Origin of the sequence: Methylocystis heyeri (genome assembly GCF_004802635.2) — a bacterium.
Classification (GTDB): domain Bacteria; phylum Pseudomonadota; class Alphaproteobacteria; order Rhizobiales; family Beijerinckiaceae; genus Methylocystis; species Methylocystis heyeri.
Genome location: NZ_CP046052.1, coordinates 3,958,915 through 3,983,285 on the forward strand (window position 1 = coordinate 3,958,915; position 24,371 = coordinate 3,983,285).

16 protein-coding genes are annotated in these 24,371 nt (G+C 64.6%); 4 read left to right on the forward strand and 12 right to left on the reverse strand.

Annotated features, from left to right (window positions below; translation table 11 throughout):
- Positions 1-77: 77 nt before the first annotated feature.
- Positions 78-2,762, reverse strand: a complete 2,685-nt coding sequence (mutS, locus tag H2LOC_RS17875) for a DNA mismatch repair protein MutS (RefSeq protein WP_136497356.1) — start codon at positions 2,760-2,762, stop codon at positions 78-80.
- A gap of 190 nt (positions 2,763-2,952) precedes the next feature.
- On the opposite strand from mutS, the gene H2LOC_RS17880 reads away from it, so the two are divergent.
- Entirely contained in the window at positions 2,953-3,942 is a 990-nt protein-coding gene (locus H2LOC_RS17880; RefSeq protein WP_136497355.1) for an energy transducer TonB family protein, read from the forward strand.
- On the forward strand, positions 3,942-4,685 hold the full coding sequence (locus tag H2LOC_RS17885; RefSeq protein WP_136497354.1) for a class I SAM-dependent methyltransferase: 744 nt from the start codon (positions 3,942-3,944) through the stop codon (positions 4,683-4,685). Before H2LOC_RS17880 ends, H2LOC_RS17885 begins: the two co-directional genes overlap by 1 nt.
- Here H2LOC_RS17885 and pgeF read toward each other — a convergent pair.
- From pgeF to H2LOC_RS17925, 8 genes are all read right to left on the reverse strand, one after another.
- The gene (gene pgeF, locus H2LOC_RS17890) at positions 4,649-5,440 is read right to left on the reverse strand and encodes a peptidoglycan editing factor PgeF (protein ID WP_136497353.1); all 792 of its coding nucleotides are present in this window, start codon (positions 5,438-5,440) and stop codon (positions 4,649-4,651) included. The two genes, H2LOC_RS17885 and pgeF, sit on opposite strands and share 37 nt — an antisense overlap.
- Before the next feature lie 51 nt (positions 5,441-5,491).
- Positions 5,492-6,574 carry a class I SAM-dependent methyltransferase gene (locus H2LOC_RS17895; protein ID WP_136497352.1) on the reverse strand — a complete coding sequence of 361 codons (1,083 nt, stop codon included), beginning with the start codon at positions 6,572-6,574 and terminating at the stop codon, positions 5,492-5,494.
- On the reverse strand, positions 6,571-7,395 hold the full coding sequence (gene lgt, locus H2LOC_RS17900) for a prolipoprotein diacylglyceryl transferase (protein WP_136497351.1): 825 nt from the start codon (positions 7,393-7,395) through the stop codon (positions 6,571-6,573). Before lgt ends, H2LOC_RS17895 begins: the two co-directional genes overlap by 4 nt.
- 105 nt (positions 7,396-7,500) lie before the next feature.
- Positions 7,501-8,871, reverse strand: coding sequence for a sensor histidine kinase (locus H2LOC_RS17905; protein WP_162009799.1), 1,371 nt, complete (start codon positions 8,869-8,871; stop codon positions 7,501-7,503).
- The gene (locus H2LOC_RS17910) at positions 8,858-9,547 is read right to left on the reverse strand and encodes a response regulator transcription factor (RefSeq protein ID WP_136497349.1); all 690 of its coding nucleotides are present in this window, start codon (positions 9,545-9,547) and stop codon (positions 8,858-8,860) included. The genes H2LOC_RS17905 and H2LOC_RS17910 overlap by 14 nt, the downstream gene beginning before the upstream one ends.
- Before the next feature lie 122 nt (positions 9,548-9,669).
- Complete coding sequence (locus H2LOC_RS17915) at positions 9,670-10,590, reverse strand: transglutaminase family protein (protein WP_136497348.1); 921 nt, start codon at positions 10,588-10,590, stop codon at positions 9,670-9,672.
- Complete coding sequence (locus H2LOC_RS17920; protein ID WP_246206880.1) at positions 10,587-13,121, reverse strand: circularly permuted type 2 ATP-grasp protein; 2,535 nt, start codon at positions 13,119-13,121, stop codon at positions 10,587-10,589. Before H2LOC_RS17920 ends, H2LOC_RS17915 begins: the two co-directional genes overlap by 4 nt.
- Entirely contained in the window at positions 13,111-16,416 is a 3,306-nt protein-coding gene (locus H2LOC_RS17925; protein WP_154331712.1) for a transglutaminase family protein, read from the reverse strand. The genes H2LOC_RS17920 and H2LOC_RS17925 overlap by 11 nt, the downstream gene beginning before the upstream one ends.
- A gap of 262 nt (positions 16,417-16,678) precedes the next feature.
- Here H2LOC_RS17925 and H2LOC_RS17930 point away from each other — a divergent pair, with 262 nt between their 5' ends.
- Together H2LOC_RS17930 and H2LOC_RS17935 are read left to right on the forward strand one after the other, a co-directional pair.
- On the forward strand, positions 16,679-17,095 hold the full coding sequence (locus tag H2LOC_RS17930) for a SufE family protein (protein ID WP_136497347.1): 417 nt from the start codon (positions 16,679-16,681) through the stop codon (positions 17,093-17,095).
- A 56-nt stretch (positions 17,096-17,151) separates the two neighbouring features.
- Positions 17,152-18,072, forward strand: a complete 921-nt coding sequence (locus H2LOC_RS17935; protein WP_246206881.1) for a hypothetical protein — start codon at positions 17,152-17,154, stop codon at positions 18,070-18,072.
- Positions 18,073-18,118: 46 nt separating this feature from the next.
- On the opposite strand, the gene H2LOC_RS17940 is transcribed toward H2LOC_RS17935, so the two are convergent.
- From H2LOC_RS17940 to rpoC, 3 genes are all read right to left on the reverse strand, one after another.
- Positions 18,119-19,564: a DUF6035 family protein gene (locus H2LOC_RS17940; RefSeq protein WP_136497346.1), complete on the reverse strand. Its 1,446-nt coding sequence runs from the start codon at positions 19,562-19,564 to the stop codon at positions 18,119-18,121.
- A gap of 105 nt (positions 19,565-19,669) precedes the next feature.
- On the reverse strand, positions 19,670-19,987 hold the full coding sequence (yidD, locus tag H2LOC_RS17945) for a membrane protein insertion efficiency factor YidD (RefSeq protein ID WP_136497345.1): 318 nt from the start codon (positions 19,985-19,987) through the stop codon (positions 19,670-19,672).
- Positions 19,988-20,039: 52 nt separating this feature from the next.
- Positions 20,040-24,251, reverse strand: coding sequence for a DNA-directed RNA polymerase subunit beta' (gene rpoC / locus H2LOC_RS17950; RefSeq protein ID WP_136497344.1), 4,212 nt, complete (start codon positions 24,249-24,251; stop codon positions 20,040-20,042).
- Positions 24,252-24,371 lie beyond the last annotated feature (120 nt).

Sequence of the window (24,371 nt, forward strand, 5' to 3'; positions counted from 1 at the left end):
ATTCTTCAATATATTCCGACTTTATGTCTGGATTGCTTCGCTGCGCTCGCAATGACGCCTCTGTGTCGCGAGCGCATTTATGATTTCCCTGCCTTCATCTTCAGCTCATAGAGCGCCGCGAGCGCTTCCCGGGGCGAAAGAACATCGGGGTCGATCGCCTTCAGCGCCTCGCGAAGCGGATCGCCGGCCTTGGCCTGAGCGGTCGCGGCGTGGGAGAACAGCGGGAGATCGTCGATCAGTTTTTCCACCGGCGCGCGCCGATCGGCGGCCTCGAGCTCGCCCAGTATGTGATGCGCCCGCGCCACCACGCTCGGCGGCAGGCCGGCGAGCTCCGCGACATGCACGCCGTAGGAGCGGTCCGCCGCGCCTTTTATGACTTCATGCAGGAAAACGATCTCCCCGGCATGATCCGCGACTCTCATGGTGAGATTGACGAGGCGCGGGAGTTTTTTGGTCAGCTGGGTCAGTTCATGGAAATGGGTGGCGAAGATCGCCCGGCAGCGGTTGACCTCATGGAGATGCTCGATCGTCGCCCAGGCGATCGAGAGCCCGTCGAAAGTCGCGGTGCCGCGCCCGATCTCGTCGAGAATCACCAGAGCGCGCGGACCCGCGCCGTTCAATATGGCTGCGGTTTCCACCATTTCGACCATGAAGGTGGAGCGCCCGCGCGCGAGATCGTCGGAAGCGCCGACGCGCGAAAACAACCGATCGACGATCCCGATGCGGGCTTTTTCCGCCGGCACGAAAGAGCCCGCCTGGGCCAGCAGGACGATCAGCGCGTTCTGGCGCAGAAAGGTGGATTTGCCGGCCATGTTGGGGCCGGTCACGACGGCGACCGCGCCGCCGGAGAGTTCGCAGCCGTTGGGCGCGAAGATTTTTCCCTGGGCCTTCAGCGAGGCTTCCACGACCGGATGACGCCCGCCGACGATCTCGAAGTCGAGCGACTCGTCGATCACGGGCCGGCGCCAGTCGCGTTGCGCGGCGAGTTCTCCGAGCGCCGAGAATACATCGAGCCGGGCGAAGCCGTCGCCGAGCCGCTGGAGCGCCGGCGATTGCGCGAGAATCTCGGCGGCGAGGGCGTCGAAGAGAAACAGTTCTCGCGCCAGCGCCCGGTCTCCCGCCGATGCGATCCTGGCGTCGAGCTCGACCAGCTCGCGGGTGGAGAAGCGCATCGCGTCCGCCATGGTCTGGCGATGGGTGAAGCTGTTTTCGAAAGGAGCGCGCAGCAGCCTTTCCCCTTGAGCCTGCGGAACCTCGATAAAAAACCCCAGGAAGTTGTTGTGCTTGATCTTTAGCTGCCTGATCAGGGTCTCTTCGGCGTATCTCGCCTGCAACCCCGCCACCACCTGGCGGCTCTGATCGCGCAGCTCGCGCGCTTCATCGAGCTCCGCGTCGACGCCCGCCCGGACGAACCCGCCCCCGCGCCGATCGAGCGGCGGCTCCTCGACGAGGCTCCCGGCGATCTTCAACTGCAGGGAGACGTCGGCCGCCGACAGTTCCGCGAGACCCGCGGCGATTTCCGCCGGCGCTTCGGCGTCCGAGAGAAAATGGGCGATCTCCCGCGCGGCGAGAAGGCTTAAGCCTACGGCCGCGAGATCGCGCGGGCCGCCGCGTTGCAAGGAGAGGCGCGACAGCGCACGGGCGAGGTCCGGCGCGCGTTTGAGCCTGTTGCGCAGGCCTTCGCGCAGGCGGGGGTGCTTCAGGAAGAACGCCGCCGCGTCGTGGCGGCGCGCTATCTCCTCGCGGTCGGTGGAGGGCGCCCCGATCCGCTCAGCCAGCAATCTCGCGCCGGCGGGCGTCGCCGTAAGATCGACCACTGAAAGCAGCGAGCCCTCGCGTTCTCCGCCGAGGGTCCTCGATATCTCGAGATTGGCCCTGGTGGCGGCGTCCATCTCCAGCGCGCCGGCGTGGCGCTGGCTCATGGGGCGCGCGAGCGCCGGCCGCTCGGCTTTCTGGGTGCGTTCGACATAAAATATTGCGCAGGCGCAGGCCAGTATTTCGGCCTTGGAGCCGAGGCCCAGTCCGTCGAGGGTCGCGACGCCGTAAAAATCCGTCAGGCGCCGCTCGGCGGCGCTCTCTCCGGCCTCCCGGCCGAGCGGCGTCACCGGGGCGCCGCAGGCCTGCAGCAGGGCGCGCAGATGGTCATCGGCGAACAGTGATTCGGGGAGGACGATTTCCCGCGGCTCAAGGCGCGCGAGTTCGCTGGGAACGTCTTTTTCGGCGCATTCGAGCGCCGTGAAGGCGCCGGTTGAAATGTCGACGCAGGCGAGCCCGTAGCGCATCTCCCCATCGGCGCCGCGCGCGCGCGCCAGCGCCGCGAAAGCGTTGGGCCGGGCGGGATCGAGCAGGACTTCCTCGGTGACGGTGCCGGGGGTGACGAGCCGCACCACATCCCGGCGCACCACCGATTTGGAGCCGCGCTTTTTTGCTTCGGCGGGGTCTTCGAGCTGCTCGCATACCGCCACCCGATGGCCGAGGGCGATGAGCTTCTGGAGATAGTCGTTCGCGCGTTCGACCGGCACGCCGCACATCGGGATGTCTTCGCCCCTGTGCTTGCCGCGCTTGGTGAGCATGATGCCCAGCGATTGGGAGGCGCGAACCGCATCCTCGAAAAAAAGCTCGTAGAAATCGCCCATCCGATAGAACAGCAGGCAATCGGGATTGGCCGACTTTATTTCGAGATACTGCGCCATCATGGGCGTCGCAGCCTCGCCCGGCTTGTCTTTGGATTTCAGTGTCGTATCGGGGACGGCTTTTTCCATGGGCGGGAAGCTATCAAGCTTGTCCGTCCCGCGCCATATTGAGGTCCGTCGAATTGCCGTCGCGCTTGCGTCGGCGCGCCGCCTGGGGAAAATAGCGGATAGTCCAACAGGTTGCGGGACACTCGGTTCGAGTGGGCGTGCGACGATCGGCGCCGTCCGATTCGTCCCCCCGCAGGGAGATTGGCGTAAGTTGAGCGCTTCGTTCGATTTTTCGAGGATGACTTTGCTGCGGGCGAGGCCGGACGAAAGGCTGGATCGTCCCGAGAAGGCGAGGCGATGGCGCTTCGCCGCGCTTTTTTTGATTTGCATGGCGATCCATCTCGTCTTTCTCGGCGCGCTGCTGCTGGAAGACAAAGTGAGCGCGCCCGTGATGACCGCCGAGCAGGAAATTCCTGTGGAAGTCGTCGCCGAGCCGCCGCAGCAACAGGCCCAGCAGCAGCCTCCGCCGCCCGAGCCGAAAGCCGAAGAACCGCCTCAGCCCGAGAAAAAGCAGCAGGAACCGCCGCCTCCGCCTAAGCTCACGCTGGACGAGAAACCGGCCTTTGACGCGCCGCGTGCGGAAAACAAGGAGAAGCTGGATCGCGAGGCGCCCGACAGCCAGACCAAGTCGCAGCGCCTCGCGGCGCCCAATGAGCAGACCGCCGAGAAGCCGGATCCCCACAAGGACAAATTGCAGCAGGAGACCGCGCCGCAGCCCGCCCAGGAGCCGGAGGCGACCGGGCCGGAAGAGGACAAGCGCGAGGGGGAGGTTGTGGTGCAGGCGGCGCCGAAGCCCGGACCCAAGCCCCAGAAATTCGCCCAGCCCGATCCCAAGGCCGCCCGCGGCGAAAAACAGAAGTCCATCGCGGATATGGTGGCTTCGCTCGCCCCGACGCCAGATTTCCAGCTCGGCGGCGCGGCCAGGAGCGCGCCGATTTCCGGCGGAACGGCCAAGCCCACTTATCTTTCGGTGGTGCTCGGCTATATCAAGCGCCAGTTTCACGACGGGAGCGGGCGCAGGGACAGCGAGGGCATAATAACCTTCTATGTCGACCCCAACGGAAACCTCGTGCATCAGGCCTTGCGGCATTCTTCCGGTTCGACGGCCCTGGATCAGGCGGCGCTCACGGCGCTGAAACGCGCCGCGCCTTTTCCGCCGACGCCGACTTCGACCGCCATCGGGCTGATCTGGAAATATTGATGCGACAGGCGCGGGCGCAGGCCTGGCTCGATTTCTGGAACGGCGAAACTTTCATTTACGCCAGCGATCGCCACAAGCGGCTCCACTATGAGATCGTGGCGCGGGACATCGCCATGCAGATCCCGGGTCCCGCAGCCCGGGTTCTCGATTACGGCTGCGGCGAGGCCTTAAGCGCGCCGCGCATGGCCGCAGGCTGCGCCCGCCTGCTTCTTTATGACGCCGCGCCCAATGTGCGCCGCAGGCTGGAGCGGCGTTTTGCCGCCGAACCCCGGATCGAGATCGTGCAAGGCGGAGCCCTCGAGGCGGTGGAGGACGCCTCGCTCGATCTCGTCGCCGCGAATTCGCTGATACAATATGTGCCGCCCGAGGAAACCTCCCGCCTGCTGGCTCTGTGGCGCTCCAAGCTGAAGCCGGAAGGTCGCCTGCTGCTTTCCGACATTCCGACGACCGCGGCCGGGGCGGCGCTCGGCGACGTCATGGCGCTGCTCGAATTTTCATGGCGCGGCGGATTCGTCGCAGCGGCGCTCGCAAGCCTCGCGCGGCTGTATTTTTCGGACTACCGCAGGCTCAGGAAGGAGCTCGGCTTTTCCGCCTATGAGCCCGGCGTCCTGGAGGAGCGGCTGCGCCGCAGCGGCTTCGAGCCCGTGCGCCTGCCGCGCAACATCGGCCACAACCAGCGGCGTTTTTCGCTGCTGGCGTCGAAAATTCAGTCCAGCGCGATCGCCGAGACCAGCCGGCCGTAATCGGGCTCGTTCTTGTGGACGCTGCGCCGATAGCTGAAGCATCGATCCTCGTCGGCGTAGGTGTCGACGCCGATATTCTCGAAGGAAGCGACTTCCAGCCTGGCGATCCGCATTTCTATGAATGCGGGAAGATCGAACATCGAATGCCCTTCCCGTGGCGACGGCGAGAAGAAGCGACCATAAGACGCCTCCTCCGCCGCGAATTTCTCCACGAATTCCGGGCCGACCTCGTAGCTCGCCGGGCCGATCATCGGACCGAGGGCGATATGGACGTCGGCCCGCCGCGCGCCGAGGCTCTCCATGGCGGCGACGGTCGCCTCGATGATTCCGGTCAGCGCCCCTTTCCATCCCGCGTGGGCCGCGCCGATCACGCCGGCATTGGCGTCGGCGAACAGCAGCATGCCGCAATCGGCCCCCGTGACGCCGAGAGCGAGGCCTCTCGTCCTGGTGACGAGGCTGTCGCATTGGGGGCGGGCGTCTTCGGCCCAGGGCTCCTCGACAATGACAGCGCAGCTCGAATGGATCTGATAGGGAACGAGCAGGCGCTCCGCTCCGACCCCGAGCCGCGCCGCCATGCGCGCCCTGTTCTCCAGCACGCTCGCCCTGTCGTCGCGCGAACCGACGCCGCCGTTCAGCGACTGATAAGCCCCGGTCGAGACGCCGCCGTTGCGGGTGAAGAAGCCGTGGTTCAGCCCGTCGAGGTCGAGGTTTCTGGCGTTGTGCGCGCCGAGTTGGGGCGTCGCCGGGTGGTTCATTTCGTCTCCGTTTTTGTTTTACGGCCGTTCGGCGCGCCCTGGGCGGCCGTTTTATTCGGCGAAGCCCGGCAGGTCCGGGGTGTCGGGGTGCATGATCGCCATCGCCTTGAAGAGGTCGCCCATGCGCTCGCGCGGGTCCCCCGAGCCGGCGAGCCGGGCCAGGGCGCTCGCAATGTCTTCCCTCTGGCCCGCGTCGGCTTTTTTCATCAGAGCCTCTGCGCGTCTCTCTATTCCGAGCTGTTTGAGAAACGCGCCCTGACCGACCGGGCCCTGCACTTTGGCGCCTCTGGCCATGGCGGCGCGTTTCAAAGCCGCGAAATCGACATGGGTGGTCAGGTCGGCTTCGCCGGGCGTCTGCAGGGGATCGACATAGCCGTGGCGCGCCACCGCCTGCAGGCTCTCGCCGAGCGTGGTCTGCGCATAGCCGTAATCCACCGCCAGCATGACGCCGCCGTCCGCGACGATCCTTTCGGCGATTTCCGCCATCAGGCGCTGGGCGATTCCGTTCACCTCGATCACGGAGCCTTCCGGCGCCGGGACGGCGAGGCCGGGCTCGGGGTTGGGCGCCAATCCGAAGACCAGCGCTCCCGCTCTGTCGAGCCCGACGAGGCGTTCGCGCCAGCCCGTCGCGGTCTTGACGAAATGCCTCGCCGGCAGCGCGTCGAAAAACTCGTTTGCCAGCACGAAGACCGGCGCCCGGGGAACCTCGCCGAAATCCGCTCGCCAGGAAATCGGAACCGTTTCGCCGGCGAGCATCTGCCGTTGCAGATCGCGCAGCAAGGGACTGGTCTCGACGAGGTCGACCGCCATGTTGGCGAGGAAGTTGGGCGCGATGCGGGCGACGCGCAGCACGTCCGACATCAGCGTGCCGCGTCCGGGGCCGAGTTCGACCAGCCGGGACGCCTCGGGATTTCCGGCGGCGGTCCATGCCTCGATCATCCAGACGCCCAGCAATTCGCCGAACATCTGGCTTATTTCCGGGGCGGTGATGAAGTCGCCGGAGGCGCCGAAAGGATTATGGGTGGTGTAATAGCCCAGCCGCGGATGCGACAGGCAGAGCGACATATAGCGCTCGAGGCTGATCGGGCCTTCCTCGGCGATGATAACGGCGATTTCCTGCTGGAGCGCGTTCATGCCAGCGTCTCCCGCCTGCGCGCCGAAAGGACGATCAGAATCAGGCCGACGAGGATCATGGGAAAGGAGAGAACCATTCCCTTGGTGAGGCCGCCGCCGAGCGCCTCTTGAGCCGCGTCGGGCTCGCGGAAAAATTCGCAGAAAGTTCGCGCCAGCCCGTAGCCGACCCCGAAAATCCCGCTGGCGAGCCCGGGACGCACGAGCGCGCCGGCGCGCAGCGCGATCCATAGCGCGATACCGAGCGCCAGCCCTTCGAGGCCCGCCTCGTAAAGCTGGCTCGGATGGCGCGGCGCGTCTCCCGCTCCCGGGAAAACCATGGCCCAGGGGACGTCGGCTGGTCGGCCCCACATTTCCGGCCGGATGAAATTGGCGAGACGTCCGAGAAAGATTCCGATCGGGGAAACCACGGCGCCAAGATCCATGACGGTGAGCATGGACAGACGCTCGCGACGCGCGAACAGGGCCATTCCGGTCAGCGCGCCGAGGAAGCCGCCATGAAAGGCCATGCCCCCTTTCCAGGTCTCGAAAATCTCCAGCGGGTGCGAGAGGTAAAAGCCCGGATCGTAGATCAGCACATGGCCGAGGCGTCCGCCGATGATGACGCCGAAGGCGACATAGACCAGAAGATCGTCGATCGAATTCACGGAGGGACGCGGCTGGCCCTGGCGCCAGAAGGCGTCGCGGCCGGCGATAAAGCGCAGATAGGCCCAGCCGAGGACGAAGCCGCCGATATAGGCGAGGGCGTACCAGCGCAAGGGCAGCGGTCCGAAATTGACCGCAACCGGGTCAATGGAAGGAAAGGGGATTGCGAAAAAGGGCATGCACGCGTCCGGTAGGGATTCTGGAGCGCATTCTTGCAAAATTTATCGGTTTTTGCGACTGGGCATTTCGCCTCCAAAACTGCGGCGTTTCGCGCTTTCCCGAGGTCACGCCGACGTTTGGGGATAGCATCTCAGCCGGAAAATGCAGCCCGGTTCGGCGTCGGCGATTTCGACCCTAAACCCGTGAAGCTTGACGATGGCGGCGACGAGCGCGAGGCCGAGGCCGTTGCCCACGATGTGGCGGCTCTGCGCGCCGCGGTAGAATCGTTTGAACACTTCCGTCCGCTGCGCCTCGGATATGCCGGGGCCGTCGTCCGCGACGACGGCGACCGGACCCAGCGGGCTTTTCTCCAGCGCAATGCGGATGCGCCCGCCCTCGGGCGCGAATTTTATGGCGTTGTCGACCAGATTGGCGAAGGCCTCCAGAAGCAGATCCTTGTCGCCCTCCACGGGCGCTTCTTCCCCTGTCTCCACATCGAGCGAAATGCTCTTGGCTTCGGCGAGCGGTTCGTAGAGTTCTGCGGCGTCGCGCAGAATCGCGCCGAGGTCCACGGTCGCGAAGAAGGCGCGGGCGCGGCCGGTTTCGAGCTGGGCGATGCGCAGCAGGGCCGTCGTCAGCGCGAAGGTTTGATCGAGACCGGCGACGGCGCGCTCCAGCAGAGCGAGCGGGGTCTGCTGGCCGGCCAGCATCTGCTGGAGCCGCTCGAGATTTCCGCGCACGCGGGAGAGCGGGGTCCGCAGATCATGGGCGATATTGTTCCCGACATGGTGAAGCTCGTTGATCGCGCGCTCGAGATCGTCGAGCAGGACGTTCACGGCTTCCGCCAGGCGATCGAAATCGTCCCGGGCGCCGGTCAATTCGAGCCGTCGCCGCAGATCGCCTTTCTGGAAATCGCGCAGGACCCGCTGGGCGCGCGTCAGACGGCTGTTCATCCGCAGGCTCAAAAAGGCGCCCGCGCCGACGGCGAGTATCGCCATGGGGATGACTCCGAGCTTCAAGGCTTCGCTCACCGCGCCGAGCAGATTGGCGAGCTCCTGGATATTGCGGCCGACGACCAGTATGCGCCCGTCGGGCAGCGAGCGGGCGACGAAAATGGCCGGCTCCGAGGAGTTCGAGCCGTCGGCGAATTCGAAGGCGTCGAGGCGGCGGGCTCCGCCGTCGGGGATGAGGCCCGGCGGAAGGCGCTTCAGGCCGCCCGCGAGATAGGCTCCGTTCTGCTCGAACAGCCCGGAAACGGTGAATCTGTGAACGTCGTCATAGTGGCGGCGCTCCATGCTCTGCCTGATCTGTTCGGAAGGGGTTTCCGCCAGAACCGGCGCCTGACGCTCCATGAACCCCATTATCCGCCGCGTCTCGAAGACGGCGGTCTGCCAGTAGATGAACCCGAACAGGCAGAGATTGGTGGCGATGAACAGCGCGGCTATGGCGAGGGTCCGCCGGAAGATCGCGGATTCCTTCAGCCTAAAGTTCGGCATTGAACATGAACCCGCAGCCCCTGATGTTCTGGATGTAGGATTTGCTCCTGTCCCGGTCGATCTTGCGGCGCAATTTGCTGATGTGGACGTCGACCACATTGGTTTGCGGGGAGAAGCGATATTTCCACACCTTTTGGATCAGCATGTCCCGCGTGACGAGCTGGCCGGGGCGCGCCATGAAATATTCGAGGAGCTGGAACTCCCGCGCCGACAGCTCGACGGACTTTCCGTCCAGCGTCGCCTGCCGCTTGACGAGATCGAGCGAGAGCGCGCCGCCCCGCAAGACCATCGCGCGCGCAAGGAGCGGGCGCCGCAGCAAGGCCTCCACTCTCGCGTCCATTTCCGCGAGGCTGAAAGGTTTTACGAGATAATCGTCGGCGCCGCCCTTGAGGCCGTCCACGCGGTCCTCCACTTCGCCCAGCGCGCTGACGATGAGAATGGGGGTCGACGCGTTTTCCTTGCGCATGGACTCCACTATGGCGAGACCGTCTATCTCGGGCAGCATCCTGTCCAGAATTACGAGATCGAACGTATCGCGCTCGATTTCGGCCATCGCTTTTGCGCCGGTTTCCGCATGGGAAACCAGATATCCGCGCTGGCGCAGCTCCTGCGTCACGGTTTCTGCGATTTCGGGATCGTCTTCGACCACCAGTATCTTTTGCGCGCTATCGCTCATGGGCGCTCTCCGACTTCGCGCGTCTTCAGGCTTGCTCAGGATAGACAGCCGGCGCAGGGCGAAAAACTAAATTCTCGATAAGAATTCATCGAACCGTCCCGGGTGGGCGGATCCGACAGGGGTCAATATCTTATTTCGCGCAGATCGCCCGCGGGGTTGCGCAGCCCCTCCAGCGCCTTGACGTCCACGCTCACCTGAAGCCTCTGTTTTCCCGCGCCGAGGATCACGCCGTCGATCGGGGAGACGTCGGCGTAATCGCGCCCGACCGCCAGAACGACATGCTCGTCGCACACCAGCATATTATTGGTGGGATCGAGCTGCAGCCAGCCGAAGGCGGGGCCGCACCACAGCGAAATCCAGGCGTGCGAGGCGTCCGCGCCCTCTAAGCGTTTTTCTCCCGGGGCGGGCAGGGTGCGCAAATAGCCGCTGACATAGGCCGCGGGCAGGCCCAGGCCGCGCAGGGCGACGATCATGATATGGGCAAAGTCCTGGCAGACTCCGCTGCGCCGCGCAAAGGCCTCGGGCAGGGGCGTCGTGACTTCGGTCGCCGCGGGATCGTAACGGAAATCGGCGTGGATGCGCCGCATCAGGTCGAGGGCGCCTTCCAGAACCGGCCGGCCTTCGGGAAAGCTCTCGCGGGCGTAGCCGGTCACGGCCGCCTGCAAAGGCGTCAGCCGGCCGGGGAAGAGAAAATGCGCGGGCGACAGGGGGCCGAGCGACTGGCTGGACGCCGCGGCGCGCCGGGCGGTCTCCCAGATCGGGGTCAGGGCGGCCGCGGGGGGCTGGGGCCGGCGCACGTCGATTCGCGCTTCGAGGGTTATCTGCAGGGCGCTGTGCGGGCTGCCTATGCTCGCCTCTATGACGCGATTGCCGAAGAAATCGACTCTTTCGTTGCGCCTCGAAGGCTGCGGCGCGAGTCCCACCGCGCTGCGCAGAACGCGCTGGCCGCCGTCGTCGCGCGGCAGCAGGCGCAGCAGGCAGCGCGCCGAGGCCACCGGCGCGGCGTAATCGTAGCTGGTGACGTGGCGAATCTCGTAAATCACGCGAGCTGCGCCCGTTTGGTTATCGCCAGAGCGCTGTCGCGGTGGGAAAAATAGCGTTCGGAGATGGCCTCGCCGAGGCACAGCAGGCGCTGCTCGATCTCGAGGATCGCCGCCGCGTCGATCGATTTGGCTTCCTTGGACGCCAGCTCGGCGCGGAGCGGGGTCGACATCCGCCGCGGCCGCTCCATCACGCCGTCGTTCAGCAGGGCGGGCAGGGCCGCGAGATGGTCGTCGATCCGCACCACCTGAAACGCCACCGAGCGCGGGTTGAAGGGATCGAGCACGGCCATGTCCAGCGCCGGGGCCTGAGCCGCGCCGCTCAAATAACGGCTGCGGTAGGTGATCTGGGAGTCGATCAGCTCGATCAGGACGTCGAGCGATTCCATGGTGGGGCGCCCTTCCGCGAATTGACGCGCCAATCGGCAGGTGTTGATCGCGCGTTCGATGCGTTTGCCGAGATCGAGGAAACTCCAGCCCGCGACGCGGTTGAAGTTCTCGTCCATCAGCCCGGAAAGCGCGGCGATGGTCTGCAGCGCGCTTTCGGCGCAATCGACGATCTCGGGCTCGGACAGCGCGTGGAGGCCGGGAGCGCCGCAATCCGAAGCCGGCGCGCATTGCAGGCGCGCTTCGAGCCCGCCCAGCAATTGCCACATGTCCTGGGACAGGCGCTCCCGGGCGATGGAGGCCGTGCGCCGCGCTTCCCTGGCGGCGGACAAAGCCGAGCCATAGGCCCCGCGGTCGCTGACCGCGAGGAAGGCGAGGCGCGCCGGCGCCATGTGCCTCGAATCGTCCCGCACGCAGCCCCAGGCGACGAGCTGGCGCAGCAGGCGGTCGATCGGCTGGCGGTCGTCATGGCGGGCTTCCGCCAGCCGGTTGCACAGAGCGCGCACCAGCCTCAGCACGGCCTCCGTGCGTTCGAGATAGCGGCCCATCCAATAGAGATTGTCGGCGGCCCGGCTCGGCAGAACCCCCGGCACCCGTACGATATGGGCGTCGTCGCTGGGCGGCAGCAGGGTCGCCGAATCTATCTGGGTGTCGCTGAGCACCCAGACGTCGGCCGAGGGGGCGCCGGCCTGCGGATAGGCGCCGTGGGGGTCCTGGCTGTCGTAGACGCGGCAATAGCCGCCGGGCATGACGACCCATCCGTCCCTGGTCGCGGCGGCGAAGACCCTCAGCGTGAAGGGCCGCGGCTGCAGCGCGCCGTCCACCCATGCGGGAGTGGTCGACAAGGCCATCTGCTCCTGGGCGGTGAAATCCATCCCGCGTTCGGTCATGGCTGCGATGAGCCGGGTTCTTTCGCAGGCGCCGAGTTCGGGCGCATAGAGCCCGCGGGCGTCGATCCGGCCGAGCGCGCCGGGACCGAAGGCGCCCTTTATCAGGCGCTGGTCGAGTTCGGCCATGGCGCGCGCCGCCGCGTCTTCCCGCCCGCACCACAGGGTCTCGACATTGGCGATACGCAGATCCTCGCCCAGGACATGCCGCGCCAGCGAGGGGAGCAGGCTCATCAGGGCGCGGGATTCGACGAGGCCGGCGCCGGGCGGGTTGGCCATCGCTATCGCGCCCCGGCGGAAGGCGTCGAAGAGGCCGGGCGCCCCGAGCCGCGACGCGGCGTTGGCCTCCAGAGGATCGCACCAGTCGGCGTCCACCCTGCGCCAGAGCACGTCGACGCGTTTAAGCCCGGCGATGGTGCGCACGAAAAGCTTGCCGTCCTCGGCGATGAGGTCTTCGCCCTCGACGAGAAGCAAGCCGAGATAACGCGCCAGGCTGACCTGTTCGGCGTAGGTTTCGCTGAACACTCCAGGCGTGAGAAGGCAGATGCGGGGATCGGCGCGCGGCGCGGCGGCGGCGAGGCCGGCGCGGAAATCCCGGAAGAAGGAAGCCAGCCGCCTCACATTCATGTCGCGGAACAGGCTGGGGAAAGTGCGCGCCATGATGAGGCGGTTTTCCAGAGCGTAGCCGGGGCCGGAGGGAGCCTGGGCGCGGTCTCTGAAGACGCGCCACTCGCCGTCGGCGCCGCGGGCGATATCGGCGGCGTAAAAGCGCAGCCAGCGGTCGCCGGCGGGTTTGACCCCGTTCATCGGGCGCACATATTCCGGAGAGCCCGCCACCGCCAGGGCCGGAAGGACTCCCTCCGACACCAGCCGGTTTTCCCCATAGATGTCGTGCAGCAGCAAATCCAGCAGCTCGGCGCGCTGGGATATGCCGCTTTCGATCCTGGCCCATTCGGCCTGCTTGAGCAGAAGCGGCAGGCGGGACAGCGGCGCGGGCCGCTCGCGGGCCTCGCCGTGCAGGCGATAGGTTATGCCCATCTCGTCGATGCGGCGTCCGGCGCGCGCGAAGCGCTGGTCGATCTCCGCTTCGCCGAATTCCGCCAGCGCCTCGAGCAGCAGGAGCCAATGGGGGCGGGGCCGCCCCCCCTCGTCCATCAGCTCGTCGGAGATTCCTTGCGCCGGCCGATAGTCCGAAAGCCAAGAGGCGATGCGGCGGTTTCTCACATTGGCGAAAGGCGCGAAGGCGGCCTCAGGAGACAAACGGCCTCCTCAGGTCGAGAGTGAGCGGGTATTCGCCTGCCGGCTCCGCGCAGGGAGGCTCGATCCGGCCGGGCGTGTGGCCGTGATCCTGGAATCTCGAGAGCCGCCGGGCTTCGGCTTCGTGGGCGTTGACCGGGAAGGTTTCATAATTGCGCCCGCCCGGATGGACGCTGTGATAGACGCAGCCGCCGAGAGAATGCCGGCTCCAGCTGTCGATGACGTCGAAGGTGAGGGGCGCATGGACCGGGATGGTGGGGTGCAGTCCGGAGGCGGGCTTCCAGGCCTTGAAGCGCACGCCCGCGACCGCTTCGCCGACCGTGCCGGTCGGGGCCATGGGCACGCGCCTGCCGTTGCAGGCGATGATATGGCGGCCAGGCACGAAGCCCTGCGCCTTCACCTGCAGCCGCTCTACGCAAGAATCGACGTAGCGCACCGTTCCCCCCGAAGCTCCCTGTTCCCCGGTGACATGCCACGGCTCGAGGGCGTGGCGAACCTCGAGGCTCACGCCGCCGTGGGAAACCGCGCCCGCGAAGGGGAAGCGGAATTCCCATTGCGCGGCGAACCATTCCGATTCGAAGGGGTAGCCCGCCCGCTTCAGATCATCCAGCACCCCGAGGAAATCCTCCCAGATATAATGGGGCAGCATGAATTTGTCGTGTAGCGCCGTTCCCCAGCGCACCAGCCCGCCCTCCTGCGGCTCGCGCCAGAACCAGGCCGCGAGCGCCCGCAGCAAAAGCTGCTGGGCGAGGCTCATTCTGGCGTCCGGCGGCATTTCGAAGGCGCGGAACTCGACGAGGCCCAGCCGGCCGGTGGGTCCGTCCGGAGAATAGAGCTTGTCGATACATATTTCAGCCCGGTGGGTGTTGCCGGAAACATCGACCAGAAGATTGCGGAACAGGCGATCCACCAGCCAATAAGGGAAATCGGTCGTCCACGGTCCCGGGGCGTTGGCGAGCGCGATTTCCATCTCATAGAGAGATTCGTGGCGCGCTTCGTCGATCCGGGGCGACTGGCTGGTCGGGCCGATGAACAGCCCCGAGAAGAGGTAAGACAATGAAGGGCGGCGCTGCCAGTAGAGAATGAAGCTCTTGAGCAGATCCGGCCGGCGCAGGAAAGGCGAATCGGCCGGCGTCTGCCCGCCGAGCACCACATGGTTGCCGCCGCCGGAGCCGGCGCAGCGCCCGTCGATCAGGAATTTGCTGGTGGTGAGCCGCGCCTGGCGGGCGTCCTCGTAAAGGCCGGTCGTGTTGGCGATGGCCTCGCGCCAGGAGGCCGCGGGGTGGATATTGACCTCTATCACGCCGGGGTCGGGCGTCACCTTGATGACGTTCATGCGCGGATCGAACGGGGGCTCGTAGCCCTCGATATGCACCGGCAGGCCGGTCGCCGCCGCGGTCTGCTCCACCGCGGCGAGAAGTTCGAGATAGTCCTCGAGCCTTTGCGTCGGCGGCATGAAGACGCAAAGCGCCCCGTCGCGAGGCTCCACCGCCAGCGCCGTGCGCACGATCCCCTCGCAGGCGACCTGCTGCAGCACCGCCTGCCTGTCCCGGCCGGCGTGAGCGGTGTAGAGCTGCTTATAATAGGACGAAGGAGGAAGCGCGGGACGCTGTTCGAGCGCATCCTGCGGCATGATGAAAGGATAGGCCGAAGACGCCGTCCAGGGCAGCGAGTTTATCGGGAGCCTGAGCCCGATGGGCGAATCCCCCGGCGAAAGAAAAAGCCTGCCGCGCCGCAACTGCCAGCGCGCGGTGCTCCAGGCGGGGGGGCTCGCCGGGGCGTTCCAGCGCTGGATCGGAAGGACATAGCCGGTGGGCGCCGACAGCCCCCTTTCGAAAGTGCGGACAAAGCGGCTGCGCACTTCGGGATCGTCTATCTTGGGGTCGGTCAAATCCGCGTTGACGGGCAGGGCGGCTTCCTTGGCGGCCCAATGCAGCGGGTCCTCATAGGCCGGGATGAGAAAGGAGGGGTCGATTCCCAGCCTCAGCACCAGCTCATTGGCGAATTTTTCCGCTTCCGCGCCCCCGGCCGCGCCGCCGCCGGCGTCTCTTTCGATGCGGGCGACGAGTTCGGGATTGCTCCAGATCGGCTCGCCGTCCTTGCGCCAATAGACCGAAAAGGCCCAGCGGGGCAGGCTTTCTCCCGGATACCATTTGCCCTGGCCGTAATGCAGAAAGCCGCCGGGCGCGAAGCGGGTCCTCAACCTGCGGATCAGCGCGTCGGAAAGACTGCGCTTGGTCGGGCCGACCGCCGCCACATTCCATTCGGCCCCTTCGAAATCGTCTATCGAGACGAAGGTGGGTTCGCCGCCTGTGGTCAAGCGGACGTCCTGGGCCGCGAGATCGGCGTCCACCTTCTCGCCGAGGGCGTCGAGCCTCGCCCAGGCCTCCTCCGAGAAAGGCGCCGTGACCCGCGGCGCCTGCCTTATGCGATCGACCCTCATCTCGAAGCCGAAGTCGCACTCCGCAGGTTCGACCACGCCAGAAACCGGCGCGCAGGAGCGATAATGCGGAGCGGCGCAGAGAGGCAGATGACCCTCGCCGCAGAAAAGCCCGGAAGTCGCGTCGAGGCCGATCCAGCCGGCGCCCGGAAGATAGACCTCGGCCCAGGCGTGCAGGTCGGTGAAGTCCTCCTGCGGACCGCGCGGCCCCTCGATGGGCTCGACGTCGGCGGTGAGCTGGATGAGATAGCCGGATACGAAGCGGGCGGCGAGCCCCAGCCGCCGCAGGAGCTGCACCATCAGCCAGGCCGAATCGCGACAGGAGCCGGAGCGCAGCGCCAGGGTTTCGTCCGGCGTCTGGACGCCAGGCTCCATGCGAATGACATATCGTATCTCGCTCTGCAGCCTTGCGTTGAGATCGACCAGAAAATCGATCGCCCTGGTTTTTTCCCGGGGGATGCTGCGCAAAAAGTCATCGATCGGCGCCCCACCGGGCTCGATCTCCAGACAGGCGGCGAGTTCGGCGCCGAGCTCCGGCGCATAGGCGAAAGGAAATTCCTCGGCGTAGGGTTCGACGAAGAAATCGAAAGGATTGAAAACGGCGAGCTCCGCCAATAAATCGACTTCGACGCGGAATTCTTTTGTTTTCTCGGGAAAAACCAGGCGCGCGAGCCAATTGCCGTGGGGGTCCTGCTGCCAGTTGATGAAATGTTCGGAGGGCGCGATCTTGAGCGCATAGCTGAGCACGCGCGTGCGGCAGTGAGGCGCCGGACGCAGGCGTATGACCTGGGGGCCGAGGGCCACCAGCCGGTCGTATTTGTAATGGGTGACGTGGTGCAGGGCGACCTGGATCGACACGGGGCGAGAAGCCTTTCAACGGGGCGCATCGCAGCGCTTACGTCGGGATTAGGTTTCGGCCTGCCGGCTCTGTCAATCCAGCTGCGCACAAAGCGCTGTTTTTGTTAAAAAGAACTGCACAATGGCGTGTTATCGCGCGCTTGGCGCCTAATTTGGCGGCGCCCAAAGGGCACGGCTATTGCTAAACTCGGCTCATGGGCCATTTCAGGGCCTCCTCGCTTTTGGAAAACTGCCGGTGCATGAACAGGAGTCGCCGCGGAACATGACCATCGACGAAATCATCGCAAACTTCGATCTCCTGGACGAGTGGGAAGACCGCTACCGCTATCTCATCGAGCTCGGCCGCACGCTCGAACCCTTGTCCCAGGACGCCTACAACGAAGAAAACAAAGTGCGCGGCTGCGCCAGTCAGGTCTGGCTGGTCACCGAGGCCGCGCATGACGACAAGGGTCAGCCGGTGCTCATATTCCATGGCGACAGCGATGCGATCATCGTCAAGGGCCTCGTCGCGCTGGTGCTCGCCCTTTATTCGCGCAAGAGTCCCGCTTCGATCCTGGAGACCGACGCTGTGCCTCTGTTCACCGACCTCGGTCTCGCCCAGCATCTCTCGACGCAGCGGGCCAACGGCCTGAGGGCCATGGTGGAGCGGATAAAGAACGAGGCGCGCGCCGCCGCGTAAAAACATCTCGCAAACCTTCGCCCCGGCGAAGGTTTTGCTTTTCCCGCGGAGCGAGGTTGCATAGAATCCGCGCGTCTTCGCCCCATCCCGAGAAAACCCCCATGTTTCTGGAGCGGCTGCTTTTTCTTATAACCGGGGCCATTGTTTTCGTGTGTCTCGGTTTCGCGCTGGTCATGATCGCCTCGGGGCCTGAAAAAGGCTCGCAGAACAAGGCGGCCGTTCAGCCCCAGGCCAATGTCGCCAAAGCGCAAAAGCCGGCCGCCGCGCCGTCTCCCGCCTCGCCCCCGTCTCCCGTTGCGCCGGGCGCCGCAAAAGCGCCCGAACCGACCTTCGACCGGGTGATTTCCACGGCGCCGGAATATGCCCGTTTTTTCAACAGGCTGCATGAGGCCTTTCCGGCCGATTACGCCGCGACCGTTCAGAGCTGGAAGACGCGCGCCGCTGCGGGCGGACCGGAGGAGAGCCCGGATTTCTATGTTTCCGAGGCGGTGCGCCTGTTGCGACAGTCGCGCGGCTCGCTCGCCGCCAAGGCGGAAGCCGCGGAACTCGAGAAGATATTCGCTATCCAGCTCGAGATCCTGCGCGCTGTCGCCAAGGACGATCCCCGCATATGCGTGACTTTTCTTTATGGCGGCGCCGACCGGGATTTCGCGCGTTTCGCTTCGGGACGCCGTCCTCTGGTCGGGAAAATGGCGCTCGCGGGGCTCGAGGCGATCGCCAGCGGGCAAGTCAGGCGGATCGACCGGGCCGCGCCTTCCGACGCGGATTTCCAGGCGCTGGAGACTGCGCTCGCCGCCAAGGGATTGAACAAGGCGGAGATCGACGCCCTTCTCGATGGCAAAACGCCCGATCCGCCGATCGCCGACGCGCGCATGTGCGCCGCCGGGCAAATCTATCTCGAAACCCTCCACGACCTGCCCGAGCCGGCCCGGATGCGCATTTACGGCTTGGTCGCCGAGCTGATGGCGAAGTCGTGAAGCGTAATAGAAATTGAGTTGGATATGGCGCAATCCGGTTGTGGCCTCACAAACCGTGAAAAAGCTCCAAATCAATATTATCAAGGTAAGCCTTAACGCGCCGCCCGATTTCGGGGAACAGAAATAGCAGCGCCGGAAGCCAAAAGGGGTCGGGGATAAAGGCTGGATTATGGACGCGCAGGGCTTCCTTGATCGAGCTTTTTCGCTTCGCCCATATTTCTTTCTTATCCTGCTCTTCAAGCAGGTTTTCGCTCCCGTAATGCTGGAGAGCACAGCCGAAAGCGAAGAGATGCGGTTTGTGGCGGTCGAATATGCAATGCGCTACCTGGATCAATTTCTCATAATCCCAGCCTACCGGCTTGCCCTCTTCGGCGCTCAATATTCCATTTAGCAGGGCGCGGAATCCGCTATTGGAATTGGGACAATCAGGAATTTTAATTCCGCGGGCGGCTAATGTTTCCGAAAGCGCCTTCCAGCGAGCATGCAGCCCGGAGTTTTCGCTGTGGAATTGCGGGGCGGCTTTCCAAAGCGCCAGAAACTCGTCGCGGAGGGCATCATCTTCTTTTAATCGCGCGGCTGCTGCATCGACATCGATAGCATCCCGCAAGCGCTTTTCCTCCTTAGCATAATCGAAGAAGAATGCCGTCTGGGCCTCAATGTCACGCTGCAGTTCGCCGAAGGCGACGATCTCTTCGTTCCATTCATCAATGATTTCAGAGCCGTTCCGCACCGGACGGCGAAAAATGCACCTCATCAGAAACACGCCGCGCTTTTTGGACAGACCCGTGGTTTCGTCGTCGACGACGAAGAGATTAGAGTTGTTAGGGAACAAGATATCGTCAACCATCAAACGCCGGTAATCCGGCATAAAATTGCCGAAAACCCATACGAGAAGCGCGCCCTGTTCCCGATAAAAAGCGCGTCTTGCAACGACAACGCTTAAGAAGGTGGTTGAAAGTTGGACTTCAAATGCGACTCTTCCGAAGATTGGAGATTCAGTTTGCACATCGGGTTGGCGGCGGGCTTTGGGATCTCTCGCTGAGCGCCAAACCTTTTCTTGGACGGTAGTCTCAAAAACAGGGTCCGCATTTAGACTTTTTTCGATTAAATTCTTGATGTGCTTGTGCGCTTCGCTCTCGCGCTGGCCGTGGTATTTCCTCGCCGCTATTTCGTCCTGTGAAAGCTCTCCGCGCGTTCGGGCGCTACATGATCCGTCTTCGATGAGATGGCGAAAGAAGAACCGTTTTGCTTGGTTGGCGACAATGTAAACGGGCGTCGCGCAAAGCGCGCACGCATAAAAGGGCACTTCGGAATGGAGGTGTTCGCGAACCTTTCCCCGAAGCACGATGAAGTCACCGTATCTATAGCTGGAGATCAGGGCCTGGGAGTTGACTAGCTCCCCCGTTCGTAGATCTTGGATTTCGATAATCTCTGGATCATCAACCGGCGTTGCGTGAGCCAAGGGGTCAATAGAGATGGTTTCCCCCTTCATCAGAACGCCTCTAATCTTATGATGGCATCTTCAACTCGCGCACATCGACACGTGGTGGCTATCAACACACATAAAACCATTCGCCGCCGAATCTGAAACGCCAAGTCACTGCGGTTTTTCGACCGCCTCGCAGACCAGCGGACCCCGCCATTTGGCGTAGCGCCAGGGTTTTAGTGGATCGGCGCCCGCGGGGAGAGCTTTGGGCGGGGGATCGAAACCATCCGTCCCGCCGGGACGGCAGCGGCAAATCCGCCCGAGGGTCATCCAGCCGCCGGCCCAAAGGCCGTGGCGCTGGATCGCTTCGTCGGCGAATTGCGAGCAGCTCGGCGCATGCCTGCACCACTGCCCGGCGAAGGCCGAGAAGGTGAGCCGATAGACGAGAATGAGCGCCCGCGCGCCCTGGGCCGGCAGATCCGAGATCATGCCTTGGTCTAGCACAAAAAAGGCCGCCCCGGAGGGCGGCCTTTTTGTGTCATTACTCCGCAGGCGGAAGTTGAGGCGCCGTGGAAGGCGCGGCCTCGGCCCGCTGGGTGATGATGAGATCGTCGCGGCCGGTGGCGATCGAACGGAACTTCGCCATCGCCGCGCCCGTGCCCGCAGGGATTAGACGTCCCACGATCACGTTTTCCTTGAGGCCGACCAGAGGATCGACCTTGCCGTTGACGGCCGCCTCGGTGAGGACGCGGGTCGTCTCTTGGAAGGAGGCCGCGGAGAAGAAGGACCGCGTCTGCAGCGAAGCCTTGGTGATGCCGAGCAGGACCGGCGTCGCCGTCGCCGGCGTCTTGCCTTCGGCCAGGCACTTCTCGTTGGCTTCCTCGAACTCGGTCTCGTCGACCTGCTCGCCGTCGAGGAAGGGGGTGTCGCCCGCATCCACGATGTCGACCTTCTGCAACATCTGCCGGACAATCACTTCGATGTGCTTGTCGTTGATGTTGACGCCCTGCAGGCGATAGACCTCCTGGATCTCGTTGACGAGATAGGCGGCCAGCTCCTCGACGCCCTTGATCGCAAGGATGTCGTGCGGGGCGGGGTTGCCGTCGACGATGTAGTCGCCCTTCTCCACGACGTCGCCGTCCTGGAGATGGATGTGCTTGCCCTTCGGGATCAGATATTCGACCGGCTCGGCGTCTTCCTCATGCGGGACGATGCTGATTCGCTGCTTGTTCTTGTAGTCCTTGCCGAACTGCACCGTGCCCGAGATTTCGGCGATGATCGCGTGATCCTTGGGCCGGCGCGCCTCGAACAACTCCGCGACGCGCGGCAGACCGCCGGTGATGTCGCGGGTCTTGGCGCTTTCCAGCGAAATACGCGCGACGATGTCGCCCGCTCTCAGGGATTGGCCCGGCTCGGCGGCGATGATCGAATCCACCGGCAGCAGATAGCGGGCGTCGCCGCCGCGCTGCAGCTTGGCGATCTTTCCTTCGTGGGTCTTGATGACGATGGCCGGCTTGAGGCTGGCCGAACGCTGGTTGAGGCGCCAGTCCATCACCATGCGCTTGGTGATGCCGGTCGACTCGTCCGCCGTCTCCGCCATGGACTGGCCTTCGACCAGATCCTCGAAGCCCACCACGCCGTCCACCTCGGAAAGGATCGGACGGGTGTAGGGGTCCCACTCGGCGATGCGTTCGCCGCGCTTGATCTTGTCGCCTTCGTCGACCTTCAGCCTGGCGCCGTATTGCACGCGGTTGACCGCGCGCTCGACGCCGTCGGGACCGGTGATCACCACCGCGACGTTTCGGGCCATGACCATCAGGTCGCCGTCGGAGTTGCGCGCCAGATGACGGTTGCGGATGTGGACCACGCCGTCGAAGTTCGACTCGATGAAGGACTGGTCCGCAAGCTGCGCCGCGCCGCCGATGTGGAAGGTGCGCATCGTGAGCTGCGTGCCGGGCTCGCCGATCGACTGGGCCGCGATGACGCCCACCGCTTCGCCCATATTGACCGGGACGCCGCGGGCGAGGTCGCGCCCGTAGCAGGCCGCGCAAACGCCGTTGGGCGCTTCGCAGGTCAGCACGGAGCGGATCTTCACTTCCTGGATGCCGGCGGCGTTGATCGGCTCGAGATGCCACTCCTGGATCATGGTGTTGGCGGGCACGATGATCGCGCCGTCCTGCGCCCGCAGATCCTCGGCGGCGAAGCGGCCGAGAATGCGCGTCGCCAGGGACGCCACGACCTGGCCCGCGTCGATGATCGCGCGCATGCGGATGCCGTTGGTGGAGCCGCAGTCGTAGGAGGAGATGATCGAGTCCTGCGCCACGTCGACGAGTCGGCGGGTGAGATAGCCCGAGTTCGCGGTCTTCAACGCCGTGTCCGCGAGACCCTTGCGGGCGCCGTGGGTGGAGTTGAAGTATTCGAGAACCGTCAGCCCTTCCTTGAAGTTCGAGATGATCGGGCTCTCGATGATTTCGCCGGAGGGCTTGGCCATCAGGCCGCGCATGGCGGCGAGCTGGCGCATCTGGGTGGGCGAGCCGCGCGCGCCCGAGTGCGACATCATATAGATCGAGTTGATCGGCAGATCGCGGCCGTGCTCGTCCTTGCGGACGGCGGAGATGCGGATCATCATCTCTTCCGCGAGCTTCTCCGAGCACTTCGACCAGGCGTCGACCACCTTGTTGTATTTCTCGCCCTGGGTGATCAGGCCGTCGTTGTACTGCTGCTCATATTCCTTGGCCGCGGCCCGGGTTTCGTCGACGATGCGGGTCTTGGTCTCCGGCACGACCATGTCGTCCTTGCCGAAGGAGATGCCGGCCTTGAAGGCTTCGCGGAAGCCGAGCGCCATGATGCGGTCGCAGAAGATCACCGTCTCCTTCTGACCGCAGTTGCGGTAGACGGTATCGATCATGTTGGAGATTTCCTTTTTCGTCATCAGCTTGTTGACGACGTCGAAGGGAATCTTGGTGTGGTTCGGCACCAGCTGGCCGAGGATCAGCCGGCCCGGGGTGGTGTCGAAGATTTTCGATACGCGGTTGCCGTCCTTGTCGTAGGTCCAGGCGCGGCCCTTGACCCTGGCGTGCAGGGTCACGGTCTTGGCCGCGAGCGCGTGCTCGATTTCGCCCATGTTCGCGTAGACGCCGGAGATCGGCGCCTTGCTCTTGGGGTCCTCGGCGTATTGGCCCGGTTCGCCGTCGCGCTCAAGCGTGAGATAATAGAGACCGAGCACGATGTCCTGCGACGGCACGATGATCGGCTGCCCGTTGGCCGGGTGCAGGATGTTGTTAGTCGACATCATCAGCACGCGCGCTTCGAGCTGGGCTTCCAGCGACAGCGGCACATGGACCGCCATCTGGTCGCCGTCGAAGTCCGCGTTGAAGGCCGCACACACCAGCGGATGGAGCTGGATCGCCTTGCCCTCGATCAGCACCGGCTCGAAGGCCTGAATGCCGAGGCGGTGCAGGGTGGGCGCGCGGTTGAGCAGCACCGGATGTTCGCGGATGACCTCGTCGAGGATGTCCCAGACCTCGGGCTTCTCTTTTTCGACCAGCTTCTTGGCCTGCTTGACGGTGGCCGAATAGCCCTTGGCGTCGAGCCGCGAATAGATGAACGGCTTGAACAGCTCCAGAGCCATCTTCTTGGGCAGGCCGCACTGATGCAGCTTGAGCTCGGGGCCGACGACGATGACGGAGCGGCCCGAATAGTCGACGCGCTTGCCGAGCAGGTTCTGGCGGAAACGCCCCTGCTTGCCCTTCAGCATGTCGGCCAGCGACTTCAGCGGCCGCTTGTTGGCGCCCGTGATCACCCTGCCGCGGCGGCCGTTGTCGAACAGAGCGTCGACCGCCTCCTGAAGCATGCGCTTCTCGTTGCGGATGATGATGTCCGGCGCGCGCAGCTCGATCAGCCGCTTCAGGCGGTTGTTGCGGTTGATCACGCGGCGATAGAGATCGTTGAGATCCGAGGTCGCGAAGCGGCCGCCGTCGAGCGGCACCAGCGGGCGCAGGTCCGGCGGGATCACCGGAACTTCCTTGAGGATCATCCATTCGGGTTTGTTGCCCGACATAATGAACGCTTCGATGATCTTGAGCCGCTTGGCCAGCTTCTTCGGCTTCAGCTCGGTGGTCGCTTCCGCGATTTCCTGACGCAGCCGCGCTGCGATGTCCTCGAGGTCCATCGACTCCAGGATCTTGCGGATCGCCTCGGCGCCGATCATGGCCGTGAAATGATCCTGGCCGTATTCGTCCTGCGCGCGGAGATATTCCTCCTCGGACAGGAGCTGGCGATCCTTCAGCGGCGTCAGGCCGGCGTCGATGACGATATAGGATTCGAAGTAGAGGATGCGCTCCAGATCCTTGAGCGTCATGTCGAGCAGAAGGCCGATGCGCGAGGGCAGCGACTTCAGGAACCAGATATGCGCGACCGGGGCGGCCAGCGAAATGTGGCCCATGCGATCGCGCCGAACCCGCGCCAGCGTCACTTCGACGCCGCACTTCTCGCAGATCACGCCCTTGTATTTCATGCGCTTGTACTTGCCGCACAAGCACTCGTAGTCCTTGATCGGACCAAAGATGCGGGCGCAGAACAGGCCGTCGCGCTCCGGCTTGAAGGTCCGGTAGTTGATGGTTTCAGGCTTTTTGATCTCGCCGAAGGACCAGGAGAGGATTTTCTCGGGGCTGGCGATGGAGATCTGAATCTGGTCGAAGGCCTGGGGGGCGACGACCGGATTGAAGAGATTCATGACCTCTTGCTGATTCATGGCGTTCTCCTCTGGACGCGGCGCGCGGAGGCTTCTCGCCATCCGCGTCCGGTCGAATTTCACAAGGGCCTTGCGCCGACGGCTGCGCCGCGCAGGCGATGCCGCGCCGCCCGATTTCGC